General features: G+C 70.8%; 15 protein-coding genes. 7 read left to right on the forward strand and 8 right to left on the reverse strand.

The features are described 5' to 3' along the window. Positions 1 to 2 precede the first annotated feature (2 nt). From PARHAE_RS09565 to PARHAE_RS09590, 6 genes are read right to left on the reverse strand one after another with little or no spacing between them, the layout of a single operon-like run. Complete coding sequence (locus tag PARHAE_RS09565; protein ID WP_126154383.1) at positions 3 to 1,043, reverse strand: glycosyltransferase family 4 protein; 1,041 nt, start codon at positions 1,041 to 1,043, stop codon at positions 3 to 5. Then, a complete protein-coding gene (locus tag PARHAE_RS09570) occupies positions 1,040 to 2,575 on the reverse strand; it encodes an ABC transporter permease (RefSeq protein ID WP_126154384.1) in 1,536 nt (511 codons plus the stop codon). The genes PARHAE_RS09565 and PARHAE_RS09570 overlap by 4 nt, the downstream gene beginning before the upstream one ends. Then, entirely contained in the window at positions 2,572 to 3,339 is a 768-nt protein-coding gene (locus PARHAE_RS09575; RefSeq protein WP_126154385.1) for an ABC transporter ATP-binding protein, read from the reverse strand. The genes PARHAE_RS09570 and PARHAE_RS09575 overlap by 4 nt, the downstream gene beginning before the upstream one ends. Further along, positions 3,332 to 4,324 carry an ABC transporter substrate-binding protein gene (locus PARHAE_RS09580; protein ID WP_241232747.1) on the reverse strand — a complete coding sequence of 331 codons (993 nt, stop codon included), beginning with the start codon at positions 4,322 to 4,324 and terminating at the stop codon, positions 3,332 to 3,334. The genes PARHAE_RS09575 and PARHAE_RS09580 overlap by 8 nt, the downstream gene beginning before the upstream one ends. Before the next feature lie 28 nt (positions 4,325 to 4,352). Then, positions 4,353 to 5,936 (reverse strand): sulfatase-like hydrolase/transferase, encoded by a 1,584-nt coding sequence (locus PARHAE_RS09585; protein WP_126154386.1) that lies wholly within the window; start codon positions 5,934 to 5,936, stop codon positions 4,353 to 4,355. After that, positions 5,933 to 6,673 carry a CDP-alcohol phosphatidyltransferase family protein gene (locus PARHAE_RS09590; protein ID WP_241232748.1) on the reverse strand — a complete coding sequence of 247 codons (741 nt, stop codon included), beginning with the start codon at positions 6,671 to 6,673 and terminating at the stop codon, positions 5,933 to 5,935. Before PARHAE_RS09590 ends, PARHAE_RS09585 begins: the two co-directional genes overlap by 4 nt. Positions 6,674 to 6,779: 106 nt before the next feature. Between PARHAE_RS09590 and PARHAE_RS09595 the strand changes: the two genes are divergently transcribed. After that, the gene (locus PARHAE_RS09595) at positions 6,780 to 7,328 is read left to right on the forward strand and encodes a cytochrome b (protein WP_126154387.1); all 549 of its coding nucleotides are present in this window, start codon (positions 6,780 to 6,782) and stop codon (positions 7,326 to 7,328) included. Between the two features lie 72 nt (positions 7,329 to 7,400). Here PARHAE_RS09595 and PARHAE_RS09600 read toward each other — a convergent pair whose 3' ends face one another. Next, positions 7,401 to 8,435, reverse strand: a complete 1,035-nt coding sequence (locus PARHAE_RS09600; RefSeq protein ID WP_126154388.1) for a tyrosine-type recombinase/integrase — start codon at positions 8,433 to 8,435, stop codon at positions 7,401 to 7,403. Between the two features lie 48 nt (positions 8,436 to 8,483). Further along, positions 8,484 to 9,359, reverse strand: coding sequence for an NAD(P)-dependent oxidoreductase (locus PARHAE_RS09605; RefSeq protein WP_126154389.1), 876 nt, complete (start codon positions 9,357 to 9,359; stop codon positions 8,484 to 8,486). A 118-nt stretch (positions 9,360 to 9,477) separates the two neighbouring features. On the opposite strand from PARHAE_RS09605, the gene gcvA reads away from it, so the two are divergent. From gcvA to PARHAE_RS09635, 6 genes are all read left to right on the forward strand, one after another. Continuing rightward, a complete protein-coding gene (gcvA, locus tag PARHAE_RS09610; protein WP_126154390.1) occupies positions 9,478 to 10,392 on the forward strand; it encodes a transcriptional regulator GcvA in 915 nt (304 codons plus the stop codon). A 366-nt stretch (positions 10,393 to 10,758) separates the two neighbouring features. Continuing rightward, positions 10,759 to 11,766 carry a TRAP transporter substrate-binding protein gene (locus PARHAE_RS09615; RefSeq protein ID WP_126154391.1) on the forward strand — a complete coding sequence of 336 codons (1,008 nt, stop codon included), beginning with the start codon at positions 10,759 to 10,761 and terminating at the stop codon, positions 11,764 to 11,766. A 3-nt stretch (positions 11,767 to 11,769) separates the two neighbouring features. After that, positions 11,770 to 12,363, forward strand: coding sequence for a TRAP transporter small permease (locus PARHAE_RS09620; protein ID WP_126154392.1), 594 nt, complete (start codon positions 11,770 to 11,772; stop codon positions 12,361 to 12,363). After that, positions 12,360 to 13,619, forward strand: coding sequence for a TRAP transporter large permease (locus PARHAE_RS09625; protein WP_126154393.1), 1,260 nt, complete (start codon positions 12,360 to 12,362; stop codon positions 13,617 to 13,619). Before PARHAE_RS09620 ends, PARHAE_RS09625 begins: the two co-directional genes overlap by 4 nt. 74 nt (positions 13,620 to 13,693) lie before the next feature. Then, complete coding sequence (locus PARHAE_RS09630) at positions 13,694 to 14,545, forward strand: transketolase (protein ID WP_126154394.1); 852 nt, start codon at positions 13,694 to 13,696, stop codon at positions 14,543 to 14,545. A gap of 5 nt (positions 14,546 to 14,550) precedes the next feature. After that, entirely contained in the window at positions 14,551 to 15,591 is a 1,041-nt protein-coding gene (locus tag PARHAE_RS09635; protein ID WP_126154395.1) for a transketolase family protein, read from the forward strand. Positions 15,592 to 15,596 lie beyond the last annotated feature (5 nt).

Consider the following 15,596-nt stretch of genomic DNA (forward strand, 5'->3'; position numbering starts at 1 on the left):
CCTCAGATCCGCGACAGCACAAGGCTGGCCCGGTCGGCCATCTGTTGCCAGCCGGGCAGCCCCGCGCCCGCCGCAAGCGCCGCCTTGGCCATGGCCCTGCGCCTGTCGGGCGCCTGAAGCAGCGACCGCAGCGCGGCCGCGAAGGCCTGGGCATCGCCCGGCGCGACCAGCAGGCCCGCCCCTTGCGGCACCGTGTCGGGCACCGCGCCCGCGTCGCAGCTGACGATGGGCAGGCCGCGCACCAGGGCCTCGTCGAAGACGATGCCGTGGCCTTCGTACCAGGTCGCCAGGGCGAAGATCGCGGCGCGGGCATACAGCGCCTGAAGGTCGTCGTCGCTGACCCGGCCCGCCAGCCTGATCCGATGCGCGGCGGGGCTGGCGGCCCGCTGACGGGCCAGGGCGGCGGCATGGTCGCGGTCCCAGAGATTGCCGACGATCACCGCCTGCCAGTCCAGATCCGGCAGCAGCGACAGCGCCCGGATCAGGACATCGTGGCCCTTGCGCGGATGCAGGATGCCGACCGACAGGATCAGGGGCGGCGCGGCGGGCGCGGGGGGCAGCCGGGGTTGGTCCACGCCTGGGCGCAGCACGGTGATGGCGTCGGGCGGCACGCCGTATCGTGCGGTCAGGATCCGGCGGGTGTGCGGGCTGGGGACCAGCACATGCCGGGCCAGGCGCAGGTTGTCGCGTTCGGTGCGGAACAGGTGGTCGCGGCGGGCGGGCGACAGGCCGGTTTCCTGGGCCAGCGGGTGGTGGATCATCGCCACCAGCGGCGCGCGGACCCGCGCCAGCCCGGCGGTGTCGATGGACCCGAAGACCAGCCCGTCCAGGATCAGCGGGCGATCCGGCGCGACCGCCGCCAGGGCCGCCACCGCCGCCGCCATATCGGGCGGCGAGGGGTCGGGAAAGCCCGCGGGCAGTTCCAGGTGCAGCACATCGTGGCCGGCCCGGCGCAGACCCTCCAGCAGGCGGCGTTCATAGATGAAGCCGCCGGTCAGGGTGGCGATGTCGCCGGGCACCGCGAAGGCCAAAGGCCGGGTCACGGGCGCACCTGTTCGGTGGCCATAACCGCCAGCACCCGGCCCTCGGCCCAGGCGACGGCCCAGTACAGCAGGGCGGACAGCAGCGTCGCCGCGACCATCGTCAGCCACAGCATATCATAGTCCGAAACCGACGCCGACAGCGCCATCAGGTTGCCCAGGCCCTGCCCGGTCGCCAGCCATTCGATGACCGTGGCGGCCAGGATCGCGGCAGGCACGGTCATCCTGGCCGAGGCGAACAGCGCGGGCAGCATGGCGGGGATGCGGACATGCAGCATCTGGCGCAGCGGTCCGCTCGCATGGCTGCGGAACAGATCCAGGATCGGGCCGGGCGCCTGGGCCAGCCCCTGCTGGCAGGCGACGAAGGCGGGAAAGAACACCATCAATGCGACCAGCGTCAGGGTGCCCGTGGCCCCGCGGCCTAGCAACAGCACGACCAGCGGCGCGGTCGTGACGATGGGGATGGACCGCAGCGCGACGGCCAGCGGCACCGTCACCGCCGCCAAGCCGGGCCGCAGTGTCAGCAGCACCGCCAGCCCGGCGCCGAGCGCCAGCCCCGCCGCGTATCCCGGCAGGGCCAGCCCTGCCGTCTGCGCCACTGCCGCCCCCAGCGTCGCGCGGGTGGCGGCTGCGTCCGGCGCCCACAGCAGCGCCGCCGCCACGTCCGGGGGGCGGCGGGCGAAGAACGGGTTCAGTCCTGCCACCGCCGCCCACCACAGCACCAGCACGACGCCGATCAGCAGCGCCGCCTGCGCGGCCTTGCGGGCGGGCGATCCCCGCACCGGCCGAGGCGCGGCCAGGATGACCGGCGGCGGATCGGACAGCGCCCGCCGCCCCAGCCAGCCGATCCCGGCATAGACGGCCATCGACAGCCCCGCCGCCAGGGTCGCCGCCGCCCACAGCGCCGGTACGTCCAGGTCGCGGGTGAAACGGATCGTCAGCACGCCCAGGCCGCGCTCGGCCCCGGTGAATTCGCCCACCATCGCCCCCAGGATCGCGGCGGGTGCCGAGATTTGCAGCCCCGCCAGCAGATAGGGCAGCGCGGCGCGGGCGCGGACATGGACCAGTTCCGCCCAGCGGCCCCGGCCATAGCTTTGCACCAGATCCAGCCAGGCCTGCGGCATCGCCCGCAGCCCCGCCAGCAGCGGGATCAGCGTGGTGTAATAGACGGCAAGCGCGGCCAGCACGATCTGCGGCCCGTCCCCCGGTCCCATCAGCACCCGCAGGATCGGCCCGGTGGCGATCAGCGGCAGGCAAAAGACCACAAGCGCCAGCCCCGCCACCAGGGTCAGCGCGCGGGGCCACAGCGCGGCGATGCCTGCCAGCCCGATCGCGGCGCCGTTCCCCAGCAGGAAGCCCCAGGCGGCGTTGCCCAGGGTCGCGGCGGTGGCGCGGCCGGTCGGGCCGGGGTTCGACCACAGCCATTCCGCGACCTGCACCGGCCCTGCCAGCAGCCAGCCGTCCCCGGCAAGCGCCAGCCCCTGCCACAGCGCCAGCAAGGCCGCCAACCCGGCCCAGCGGGACGCGGCGGTCATTGCGCCGCCAGCGATTGCGCCTGTTCGCCGCCCCGCGCCAGCACCGCCAGGACATCGCCCGCCAGGCGGCGGAAGGCCGGGGTCTCGGGGTCGCGGGGGCGGGGCAGGGGCACCGCCAGATCGGCGATCACGCGGGCCGGGCGGGGCGACAGCACGACGATGCGGTCGGCCAGCATCACCGCCTCGTCCACGGAATGCGTGACCAGCAGGGCGGTGGCGTCCTGTTCCTGCCACAGGGGCGGCAGATCCTGGGCCAGTTGCCGCCGGGTCAGCGCGTCGAGCGCGCCGAAAGGCTCGTCCAGCAGCAAGACCTGCGGGCGGGTGATCAGCGCGCGGGCGATGGCCGCGCGCTGCCGCATTCCGCCCGACAGCGCCGCCGGGCGCGCGTTCTGAAAGCCGCCAAGGCCCACCAGGTTGATCAGCTGGTCCACCCGCTGCGGATCGGGCGCCTGCCGCGCCAGCTTGCGGCCAAGCGCGACATTGCGCGCCACGGTCAGCCAGGGCAGCAGGCAGGGATCCTGGAAGGCGATGGACAGCCCGCCCCGGCGGCACAAAGCGGCAGGGGGGTCACCCGCGATGCTGACCGTTCCTGCGGTCGGTTCCTCCAGCCCCGCGATCAGGCGCAGCAGGGTGGACTTGCCGCAGCCCGACGGTCCCAGCAGCGCCGTGGTCCGGCCCGAGACGAAGGTCAGGTCGATCCCGTCCACGGCCAGGATGCTGTCGCCATACAGCTTCGAGACGCCGGTGCAGGCGATCTCAGCCATGGAGATCTTCAAGGATCGACCGATCCCACAGGTCGGGCGTCACCGTCCGGCCCATCAGCGACAGGGTGCGGATCGTCGCCTCGACCGACTCGTCGCTCCACCAGCCGAAGCCCTGGGTGTCGGTCAGGTCGGAAAACATCAGCGGCACCTGGCGGCGGGCCTGCAACTTCTGGGTTTCCAGATCCAGCCCGGCGTCGGGGAACATGGCGACGGTCAGTTCGGCGGCCGCATCGGTGTCGGCGCGGCAGGCGTCCCAGCCCCGCACCTCGCCCGCCATCAGCGCGACCAGGTCGGCGCGGCGGTTGGCGATGCTGTCGTCGGTGGCGATATAGGTCTGGGAATGCAGGACATAGCCGTGATCGGCCAGCAGCATCGTTTCGGCGCGCAGGCCCTGCATCTCGATCGCGACGGGCAGGTCGGTTTCCCAGCACAGCAGGCAATCGACCTGCCCGGCCAGCAGGGGCTGGGCGGAATACTGGGTTGGGACGATCTGGATGGCGCCCATGTCGATGCCGTTCAGCCTGCACAGCGCCTGAAGCACCGGGGTGTTCGCCACCGCCATGCCGATCCGCTTGCCCGGCAGGTCGGCGGGCGCGCGGACCGGGTTGTCGGGCAGCGAGGCGATGGCGAAGGGGTTCTTCTGCATCGCCACGCCGATGATCCTGAACGGCGCGCCCTGGGCCACGGCGGCGGCGGCATAGTCGGCGGCCGAGATCCCGACCAGGGCCGTTCCTGCCACCACCGGCGGTTCGACCGGCGCGTTCGGCCCGCCTTGCAGCAGCGCGACCTCCAGCCCCGCGTCGCGCCACCAGCCGTTCTTCTGCGCGATATAACTGCCCGCGAACTGAACCGAATGCAGCCAGGACAGTTGCAGGGCGACCGGCACCTGTGCGGCGGCGGGCCGCAGCAGGCCAGCGCCCCCCAGGGCAAGCCCCGCAGCCCCGGCCGTGATCAGGCCGCGCCGTGTCATCGGGATCGGAGGCATGGAAACTCCTGTTCGCAATGTCGGTCCATCATGGGACGCGAAGGCGGGGGCGGCAAGGCCCTTGGGCGCGGGGGACATGCCCGCCGAAGCCGCGCAGGATCAAGCCGCGCATCCGGTCCATGGGCAGGGCCGGGCTGCCCGCGGGCGGGATCAGGCCGGGGGCAAGGCCCCAATCCGCCGCGCGGTCGACCAGAGCGGCGGGTCCGATCAGATGGATGGCCACGTCGGGGCTGTCGTCCTGCGCCACCCAGGGCGCGGCCTGGTGATCGCCCAGCACGATCATCAGCGGCGGGTCGGCGGCGTGGATCAGGGCATAGTCCAGCACCGTCTCCAGGCTGTAATCCACCGCCTCGCGATAGGCGGCGCGCACCCGATCCCGGTCGCGCCAGACCGCCTGGGGCGGATCGCCTGCCGCCGCCATCGCGTCGAAGACCCGTCCGTCGTCCACCCGGTCCCAGGGCAGCAGGCGCGGCACCGGCACCCAGGGCGCGTGGGACGAGATCAGGGCGATCTGCGCGAACAGCGGGCGCGGGTCGTCCGACCGGCGCAGCAGCCGGTCCGTCGCGGCCAGCGTGAACTGGTCGGGCATCGTCACCCAGTTGAAGGGCCGCCCGCGATAGCCCAGGTCGTCCGCCGCAAGGATGCGGTCAAAGCCCATCCTCGCGGCCTCGGGCCAGGCCCTGATGATGGCGGGCATCACCGCCGCGGTGCGAAATCCCGCCCGCCGGGCGTGGTGGAACAGCCCCTGCCTGCCGCTGGCCAGAACCGCGCCATAGCGGGCCTGGTCGGCGACCCACAGCCCGTTGGCGAAGGTCGCGTGGGACAGCCAGCTTTGCCCGCCCCGCGCGGGCGCCGCCAGAAAGCCCGACCGCATCGCCAGCCCCGCATCCGCCAGCAGCCGTTGCGCGCGGCGCAGCCGGTCCAGGTGACGTTCGGCATGGAACGGCACGTCGAAGCTGGCCCGGCCATAGCTTTCGACGAAGATCACCAGCACGTCGCGGTCGATGGCGCTCAGCAGCCCGTCGGCACCCGCCAGGGCGTCCCGCGCCGCAAGCGCCCGGATCCGGCGCAGATCCTGGGCGGTCCGGTGCAGCAGCGCGGCCTTGGCGCGGGCATAGGGGGCATTGCCGTGCCAGCCCAGATCCGATCCGGCCGCAGCCAGGGACAGGGCGGCAAGCGCGGCCAGACCCAGCCGCCCGCGCGACCGGACCGGCCCGCCGGACCAGACGCCGCAGGCCCGCCACAGCGCCCAGAGACCGGCTGCGGCCGCGACGGCGGCTGCCACCGATCCCGCCCACAGCGCCGGGCGTCCCGCCGCATCCGCCAGCAGGTCCAGGCCCGACCCGATCAGGGTCATGTCGGCCAGGGCGTTGAACGGCCGCCCCAAGGCGGCGGTCATCGCCAGGTCGGCGATCTTCTGCACCGCCAGCAGCGCCAGCACCGCCGCGATCGCCACCCGCCCGACCCGTCCCAGGCAGGCCAGCGCCAGCAGGACCAGCGGCAGTTCCGGGGCGATCCGCAGCAGCGCATCCCCGGCAGGCATCGGCGCGGCGGGCAGCACCAGGGCCAGATGGATCAGGGCCGCGGCGGCCAGCAGGCGCAGGGCGGTCATCGGCGGTGCCTGTAGAGCCAGGCGACATCCACCGCGAAGGATGCGGCCAGCAGCACCGCCGCCAGCCGGGCCAGGTCGATGGCCAGGTCGCGCGGGGGCAGGGGGGTCTGCAACAGGATCAGCGTGACGATCTGGATCACGCAGATCGCCTTGCGCCAGCGGCGGTCGGGCAGATCCGCCCGCAGCCAGGGCCAGACGAGGCCTGCCGCCTCGAACGCGTAGCGGGCCTGGCCCAGGACCAGGATCTCGGCCCCGACCGCCGTTCCGGCGATGACATGCAGGGCCAGGACCAGGGCCAGGGCGGCGTCGACCTCGATATCGAAGCGGGCACCAAAGCGGGACGCTAGGCCGCTGCGCCGGGCCAGGCGGCCGTCCAGCCCGTCCAGGACCAGGGCCAGGCCCGCCACCCCGGCCACCGCCCATCCCGCCGGCCTGCCCGCGACCAGCGGCATCAGCAGCGCGCAGACCAGACCCGCGCGCAGCAGCGTCACCACGTTGCAGCCGCCGATCCGATCATGGGGATAGCCGCGCCGCATCGCGCCCAAGGCTGCCCCGCAGACCAGCAGGAAGGCCGCCATCGCCGCCGCCGCGCCCGCCGCGCTTCCCGCCAGCACCCCGCGCGACGCCGCGATGAGGGCAAGCCCGCCTAGGGCCGTGGCGGCGATCTGCGCCGGGACCGTCCCGGCAGGGCGACCCCGCCGCGTTGCTGCCCGCCGGAAAGGATGGATGCCGCGCATGTCCGAAGCCTAGGCCAAGCCCGCCATCCGTCAAGCGCCGCCGCACGGGATCGGCTGTGCGAAATCCGCGTTTTCTGCTAGGCTGGGGCCAAGGGGGATCAGCGCCATGACCGAACGCCTGCCCGGCTATCGCCCGCCCGCCCGATGGCTGCACTGGATCACCGCCGCAGCCGTGCTGCTGATGATCCCGGCGGGACTGATCATGACGCGCGAGGGGATCCCCCGGCCGCTTCAGGACGCGCTGTTCTTGTTCCACAAGAACACGGGCGTTGTGCTGGTGCCGGTGATCCTGGCGCGGATCGCCTATCGCCTGACCCACCGGCCGCCGCCCCTGCCGGTGTCGGTCCCCGGCTGGCAGCGCCGCGCGGCGGGCCTGTCCCATGCGCTGCTGTATGTCCTGCTGGTGGTCATGCCGGTCAGCGGCTTTGTCCGCGTCCGCAGCGGGGGCTTTCCCATCGAGCTGCTGGATCGGCTGGGCGCGGGACCGTGGCTTGCCAAATCCGAGCGCCTGGCCGACATCGCCCAGGGGATCCACGCCGCCGGGGCCTTTGTCCTGATCGCGGTCCTTGCCCTGCACATTGCCGCCGCCGCCCAGCACGCGCTGATCCGCCGCGACGGCGTCTGGTCGCGGATGTGGCCTGTCGGCGGATCCTAGGGGGCCTTCGCCGTCGCCGCGTTTTCCGCGCGCCATGCCGCTGGTCGGGGCTTCCAGATCGCCCCAGCGGTCCTATTCCAGCAGGTCGGTCGCGGGGTTGTCGGCGATCTCGACATCCGCATAGTAGCGCTGCGCCTGCGCGGCACTGCGATGCAGCGACAGGGCCATGGCGGCGGGAAGCGGCGCGCCGTCAAGGGCGGCCTGGGTCAGGAAGCCTGACCGCAGCCCATGGGCGCTGGCGAAGTCGGCCGGATAGCCCGCCAGTTCCAGCCGGTGCCGGACCAGATCGCGGATCCCCTCGGGGCCGAGGCGGCGGGGCAGGACGCGGTCCGACAGGCTGACGGGACGGAACAGCGGCCCGGAGTCAAGCCGCGCCGCCGCGATCCAGACCATGACGGCACGGGCCGGGCGGCCCTTCAGCGGCAGGCGCGGGGCCAGGTCGGGGCCGGTGGTCTTGGTGGTCAGCAGCCGGATCCGCAGCAGGCCGGATGCGTCGAAGTCGCGGCTGTCGATGTCGTCCACGTTCAGCGCGGCGATTTCCGACCGCCGCCGCCCGCCCGAGGCCCAACCCAGCATCAGCGCGGCGCGGTCGCGCAGGCCCCGGTGGCTGTGGTCGCAGGTGGCCAGCATCGCCTCCAGCACGGGGCGGGTAATGGGGTTTTCGGACTTGCGCGCGCGCGGCCGCGCCGCCGCCCGCCGGGCCTGGCCGCGGGTCTGCGACACCAGCGGCGCATCGAAGGGCGAGGGCAGGTTCTTCATCCGGTGGAACGCCCGCCAGCTGGCGATGCGCCGGTCCAGCGTCGCGGGCGCCGGGCAGGCCAGGCTGCGCCGCAGCCCCGCCGCGATCAGCGCCTGCGCCGCGTCCCGCGCCGGGCCGGGCGTGTCGGTCAGATCCTGGGCGTGGTCCAGCAGGAACCGCAACGCGACGGATTCGGCCTCGGGCCAGTCCAGCGGCGCGCCGAAGGCCGCCTGCTTCCAGGCCCCGATATAGGCCAGATCGCGTTCCCAGGCCCGCAGCGTGTTGGCGGGCGTGCCGCGGCGATACAGCGCGGTCAGCGCCTCGGCTTCCTCGGGGGTCAGGGTCAGGGGGGCAATCGGCAGATCCATGCGCGCGACTGTGGCCCAAGCCGCGCGGCGGTGCAATGTTCAGGCGCCCTAACGGCCCCGGTTCAGCAGGTCATAGGACCGGATCACCTGGCTGTCGTCGGCCAGACCGTCGCCGCGCCCGGTGGCGGCCAGGAACATCTGGTGGGCGGCGGCGGCCAGGGGCAGGGCCGCGCCGACCTGTCGGCCCGCGTCCAGGACGATGCCCAGATCCTTGACGAAGATGTCCACCGCGCTTGTCACCTGGGGGTCGGGCTGGATCATGCGCGGGCCGCGATCCTTCAGCATCCAGCTGGACGCCGAGGAGCCCCCCAGGATGTCCAGCATCACCTGGGGATCCACGCCGACCCTGGACGCCAGCGACAGCCCCTCCGCCGCCACGGCCAGGTGGACGCCGCACAGAAGCTGGTTCACGACCTTGACCGTCGCGCCCAGGCCGGGCTGGGTTCCCACATGAAAAATCTTGTCGCCCATGGCGCGCAGCACCGGCTGGATGCGGTCGAACAGCGCGGCATCGGCGGCGGCCATGATGGTCAGCGTCCCGGCATGCGCCCCCGCGACCCCGCCCGAGACCGGCGCATCGACGAAGCCGCGCCCGGACGCCCGGACCCGGTCGGCCAGGTCGCGGACCGAACCGGGGGGACAGGTCGCCATCAGCACGACGGTTCCGCCGGGGACCAGGGCCTCCAGGGCGCCGTCGTCGAACAGCACCTGGCTGGCCTGCGCCGCGTTGACCACCATCAGGATCAGCGCATCCGTCCCCCGCGCGGCATCCGCGACCGATGCGGCGGGCTGGCCGCCGTTGCGGGCGAACCGCTCCAATGCCGGCGGATGGGGATCATATCCCCGGACCGCGAACCCGGCCCCGATCAGGTTGCGCGCCATCTGGGTGCCCATGGCGCCCAGCCCCACGAATGACAGATCCATGTCGTTCCCCCCGTGTCCCCTGGCAGCAGGCTAGAAAGCGGGTTTGCTGAACTCAAATGAAATGCGGAAGCGGATTTTTGAATTGGCCTCATGCCGCCCGCCGCATTAGAATGGCGCAATGAGACGCATCCCCTCGCTCAAGTCCCTGCAAGCCTTCGAGGCGGCGGCCCGGCGCGGGTCGTTCACGGCGGCGGCGCATGAGCTGCACGTCACCGCATCGGCCATCAGCCACCAGATCCGCTTTCTGGAACAGGGCATCGGCCTTAGCCTGTTTCACCGCGACACCCGCACCATCGCCCTGACCGACGCCGGAGAGGCCTATTTCCAGCAGGTTTCCGAGGCGTTCTCGATGATCGAGGCCGCGACCCGGCAGATCGAACGGCACGGCAAGACCGACATCCTGACGGTCCATTCCGTGCCCAGCTTCGCCGCGCAATGGCTGATGCCGCGCCTGTCGCGGTTCAGCGCCCAGCACGGCAGCATCGACGTGCGGCTTTATGCCTCGACCGATCCGGCGGATCTGGCGGCCGGGCTGGTGGATGTGGACATCCGCTATGGCAGCGTCCTGCCTTCGCGCGGGGTGATCACCCAGCCGCTGCCGGACGAGGCGGTGATGCCGCTGTGTTCGCCCGACCTTCTGGCCCGCGCCGACCCGCCCCTGCGCACGCCCGCCGCGCTGCGCCACCAGACCCTGATCCATTCCGAGGTGAACCTGCTGAAATGGGCCGACTGGGCGCGGCTGAACGGCGGAGTCGAACTGGATCTGGATCGCGGGCCGCGATTCGACCGATCCTTCATGTCGATCAGCGCGGCGGTGGACGGGCAGGGGATCTGCCTGGAAAGCCATCTGCTGGTGGAACGAGAGGTGCAGACCGGCAGCCTGGTGCGGATCTTTCCCGATTCCGGCCACCGGATCGCCTGCCACAGCATCTCGATGCTGCGGGCCAAACAGAATGTTCCGAAAATCAAGGCCTTCCTGGCCTGGATGGGCGACGAACTGGCCCTGTCCAGTGCCGACCGGATTCTGGGATAAGTGAATCCATTTCATGAATACGGCTGCTTTTCGCGTTTGACCCAGGGGCATCCCGGCGCGACTATCCGCTTGCAGTCCCGATCCTGAGGAGAGAGCGGGCTTGCCCGGACGGCGCCCTGGCGCCCTCCGCGACACGACGAAAGAAGGGAGGCCGTCCGATGCCGCAGATCCGCGCCGTCGCGTTCATGGGCGCTTGCCGCGCCGTCAAGGGCGACCCGCCGGCCGACCGCCGATCCTGACCGATCCCGCACAGCCCCCAGGGGCTGCACGAGAGCCTTGGCAAAGGCGTCGCGGCCCGGCCTGCCCGCCGGGGGCGGAGGCCGTCATGCCCACCATACTGGCCTGTCATCACTGGGAGGAAATACGATGACCACCACCTTGAACCGCCGGACCCTGCTGCGGGGCGCGACCGCCCTGCTGGCGGCGCCCGCGATCCTGGCCTATCCGCGCGGCGCGCAGGCCGCGACCACGCTGACGTTGGGCCACAACGCCGCGCCCGGCAACCCGCGCGGCACCGCCGCCGACGAATTCGGGCGCCTGGTCGCCGAAAACACCGGCGGCGAATTCGCGGTCCGCGTGGCCGGCGCCGAACAGCTTGGCAACGAACAGTCGCTGCTGACCAGCCTGCGCACCGGCGCGGTGGATATGACCGTGAACAGCCAGGGTTCCTGTTCCGCCCTGGTGCCGGAAATCGCCGCGCTTGGCCTGCCGTTCCTGTTCGACACCTCGGACGACGCCTTCGCGGTTCTGGCAGGCCCCGTCGGCGCCGCCCTGGCCCAGCGTTTCGCCGCCGTCAACATGGTCCCGCTGGGCTGGTGGGACAACGGCATCCGCCATATCACCAATTCGAAAAAGCCGATCGTCACGCCCGCCGATCTGGCCGGGCTGACCATCCGCACGCCGCCCGATCCGATGACCATCGACATCTTCACCACCCTGGGCGCCGCGACCGAGCAGATCAGCTTTGGCGAGCTGTACATCGCGCTGCAACAGGGCGTCGTGGACGGGCAGGAAAACCCGTTGACCAACATCGCCTCGTCCAAGCTCTACGAGGTGAACCCCTTCATCAGCCTGTCGGGCCATAAATGGGAGGTATCGCCCTTCCTGATCTCGCAGATCCGCTGGCAGCAGTTGAGCGACGACCAGAAGGGCCAGATCCAGGCGGCGGCGGATGCGGCCACGCAGATGCAGCGCGGTCTGATCCGGGACAGCGAGAAAAAGCTGTTCGACCAGTTCAGCGCCGATGCCAACCTGAAAATCAACGAGGTCGACAAGGACGCCTTCCGCACCGCCGCCGCCCCGGTGGCCGAGATCTGGAAGGCCAAGCCCTTCGGCGATTTCGTCAGCCAGTTGATCGACGCGGCCAAGGCCTGATCCATGACCCGGCCCAACGATCATCGGGAAGACCCGCAGCGCGACCTGGGCACCGATGTCCCGCACCCGCCCGGCCGCCTGCTGCGGCTGGCCGACGGGCTGGACTGGATCATCTCGTTCGTAACGCGGACGGTCCTGATGATCTCGGGCCTGGCGCTGCTGGGGCTGCTGTTCGCCAATGTCGTTGCCCGTTACGTGATGGGCAGCGGCCTTGCCTTCGCCCAGGAACTGCCCGAACGGCTGTTTCCCTTCTTCATCGTCGCGGGCATCGCCCTTGGCGCGCAGCGCGGCGCGCATATGGCGGTCGAGGCCCTGCCCGAGATGTTCGGCCGTCGCGGCAAGCAGGCCGTCTATGTGCTGGCCCAGCTTTGCGTGATCCTGGGCAATGCCATCGTCATGGTGGTGGCCTTCCAGGTCGGCAACATGTCCTGGATCGACCTCAGCCCGGTGCTGGGCCTGCCCGCGACCTACAGCTATTTCGCGCTGGCGGGGGGCGCCGCCCTGGTGATCCTGGCCACCCTGGCGATCACCGTGCGCCTGATCAGGATCGGCCCCGAGGCCCTGCCCATCCCCAACCCCGAGGAGACCGGCCAATGACGCTTGCCCTTGTTCTGTCCTTCACGGCGCTGATGCTGCTGGCGGTGCCGGTGGGTCACGCCCTGGTCCTGTCCTCGGCCTTCGCGATCTATTTCTTTGCCGGGCTGCCGCTGTCCATCGTGGTCCAGCAACTGTACCAGCAGACGCAATCCTTCCCGATGCTGGCGCTGCCCTTCTTCATGCTGGCGGGCACGCTGATGCTGGGCGGCACGCTGGGCAACGAGCTGCTGGCCTTCGCGTCCAAGGTCATGCAGCGGTGGAAGGGCGGGCCGCTGGCCACGACCGTCGCGGCATCCGTGGTCTTCGGCGGCGTGTCGGGATCGGCGGTCGCCAATGCCAGCGCCCTGGGATCCGTGCTGATCCCCTGGCAGAAGCGGCAGGGATATCCCTCGGCGCTGTGCGCGGCCAACAACTCGACCTCGGCGGTGATCGACATCCTGATCCCGCCCTCGATCCCGCTGATCCTGTATTCGCTGGTGTCCGGCACCTCGATCGCGGATCTGTTCACGGCGGGGCTGCTGCCCGGCGTGCTGCTGGCGGTCGGGCTGGTCTTGTGCTGCAACTGGATCGCCCGGCGGCGCGGCTTCACCCAGACCGACGATTCGGCATCCTTGCGCGAACTGGCGCGGCTGGCGGTCCTGTCCAGCCCTGCGCTGCTGCTGCCGATCCTGATCCTGCTGGGCCTGCGCTTCGGCATCGCCACCCCGACCGAGATTTCCGTCCTGGCGGTCGTCTATGCCCTGGGGATGAGCGTGTTCCTGTATCGCGACATGAACTGGGGCCGGTTCCAGGACAACCTGATCGAGGCGGGCGTGGCCACCGGCGTCGTCATGCTGGTCATCATGGGCAGCGCGGCGGTGGGCTGGATCCTGACCTTCGACCAGGTGCCGGAACGGTTCGCGGTCTGGATCACGGAAACGGTGCAGAACCCGATCCTGATCATCCTGTCGATGAACATCCTGCTGCTGATCATCGGCATGCCCCTGGACCTGCCGCCCGCGATCCTGCTGCTGGGACCGATCTTCGTGCCGCTGGCCGCCAGCATCGGCATGGACCCGGTGCAGCTGGGCCTGATGATGGTGCTGAACCTGGGGATCGGGCTTTACACCCCGCCCATCGGCACCACGCTGTTCATCTCCGCATCCATCGCCAAGACCACGCTGGGGGCGACGACGCGCGAACTCTGGCCGTTCTTCCTGGTGTCGATGATCGTTCTGGCGCTTGTCAGCTATGTCCCGGCGCTGACCATCTACTGACCCCTGCCGATCCTTTCCAACCCTGTCTTACCGCCCCCGTCCCCGTGACGGGGCCGACCAGAAGGAGACTGCCGATGAACGGCGCAACCGCACCCGCCATCCCCAACATGAGCCTGGCGCGCCGGGCCTGGGAAATCCGCCGCAAGGCCGTGCGCATGGGCGAGGTCCAGGGCCAGGGCTATGTCGGCCAGGCGCTTGGCGTGGCCGACGTGCTGGCCGTGTCCTATTTCCACGCGCTGAACTTCCGCCCCGCCGACCCCGAATGGGAAGGGCGCGACCGCTTCCTGCTGTCCATCGGCCATTACGCCATCGCGCTTTACGCCGCGCTGATCGAGGCGGGGATCCTGCCCGAGGCGGAGCTTGAAACCTATGGCGCCGACGATAGCCGCCTGCCCATGTCGGGCATGGCCGCCTATACGCCGGGGATGGAGATCACCGGCGGATCCCTGGGCCAGGGCCTTGGCATCGGCGTCGGCATGGCGATGGGCCTGAAGGCCAAGAAGAACCCGGCCTTCGTCTATAACCTGATGTCGGACGGCGAGTTGGGCGAAGGCTCCACATGGGAGGCCGCGATGGCCGCCGCCCATCACCGGCTGGGCAACCTGATCTGCATCGTCGATTTCAACGACCAGCAGGCGGACGGAAAATCGACGGAAACCCTGTCCAGCGAGCCCGTGCATGACAAATGGGCCGCCTTCGGCTGGCATGTGCAGCGCGTGGACGGCAACGACATCGACGCGCTTGTCGCGGCTTTCGACACCGCCCGCAACCTGGGCGACGACCGCCCCCGCGCCATCGTCTGCGACACGGTGATGTGCAAGGGCGTGCCGTTCCTGGAGACGCGAGAGATCACCCATTTCGTCCGGGTCGAACCCGACGAATGGCAAAAGGCCCTGACGGTCCTTGACGAAACCCGGCCGGAGTGACGCCCATGACCATCCAGCACCGCTATGATCCCCACCGCAAATGGGAACCGCGCCAGCCCGGTCAGGGCGGCGGCAAGACCTCGGCCATGATCGCCTCGCTGGCGGCCGAGGGCTATGACGCCGTGGCCGCCCCCTTCGGCCACGCGCTTGTCGAGGAGGCCACGAAGAACGACCGTATCGTCGGGCTGACCGCTGACCTCGCCAAATACACCGACCTGCATGTCTTCGCCAAGGCCTTCCCCGACCGCTTCTACCAGATGGGCATGGCCGAACAGGTGATGGTCTCCGCCGCCGCCGGCATGGCGCGCGAGGGCTTCATCCCCTTCGCCACCACCTATGCGGTGTTCGCGTCGCGCCGCGCCTACGACTTCATCGCCATGGCCATCGCCGAGGAATACCTGCCGGTCAAGATCGTCTGCGCCCTGCCGGGCCTGACCACCGGATACGGTCCCAGCCACCAGGCGACCGAGGATCTGGCGATCTTCCGGGGCCTGCCGAACCTGACCATCGTGGATCCCTGCGATGCCATCGACGTGGCCGAGGCCGTGCCCGCCATCGCCGCCCATCCCGGCCCGGTCTACATGCGCCTGCTGCGCGGCAACGTGCCGTCGGTGATCCGCAGGCACTGCCCGGATTACAGGTTCGAACTGGGCAAGGCGAAGCTGCTGCGCGACGGGACGGATGCGCTGATCGTCTCGTCCGGCTTCATGACCATGCGCGCCTTGGATGCCGCCGTGGCGATGGAGAAGGACGGCACCTCGGTCGCCGTGCTGCATTGCCCGACGATCAAGCCCTTGGACGTGCAGACCATCCTGGCCGAGGCCGGACGCGGCGGCCGCCTGGTCGTGACCGCCGAAAACCACACCGTCGTCGGCGGGTTGGGCGAGGCGGTGGCGGGCGCGCTGCTGACCAACGGCGTCACCCCGCAGTTCCGCATGATCGGCCTGCCCGACCAGTTCCTTGACGCGGGCGCGCTGCCGTCGCTGCACGACCGCTATGGCATCTCGACCGACGCCATCATCCGCCAGATTCGCGGCTGGCTTTGACCAAT

Origin of the sequence: Paracoccus haematequi, assembly GCF_900631945.1 — a bacterium.
GTDB lineage: Bacteria > Pseudomonadota > Alphaproteobacteria > Rhodobacterales > Rhodobacteraceae > Paracoccus > Paracoccus haematequi_A.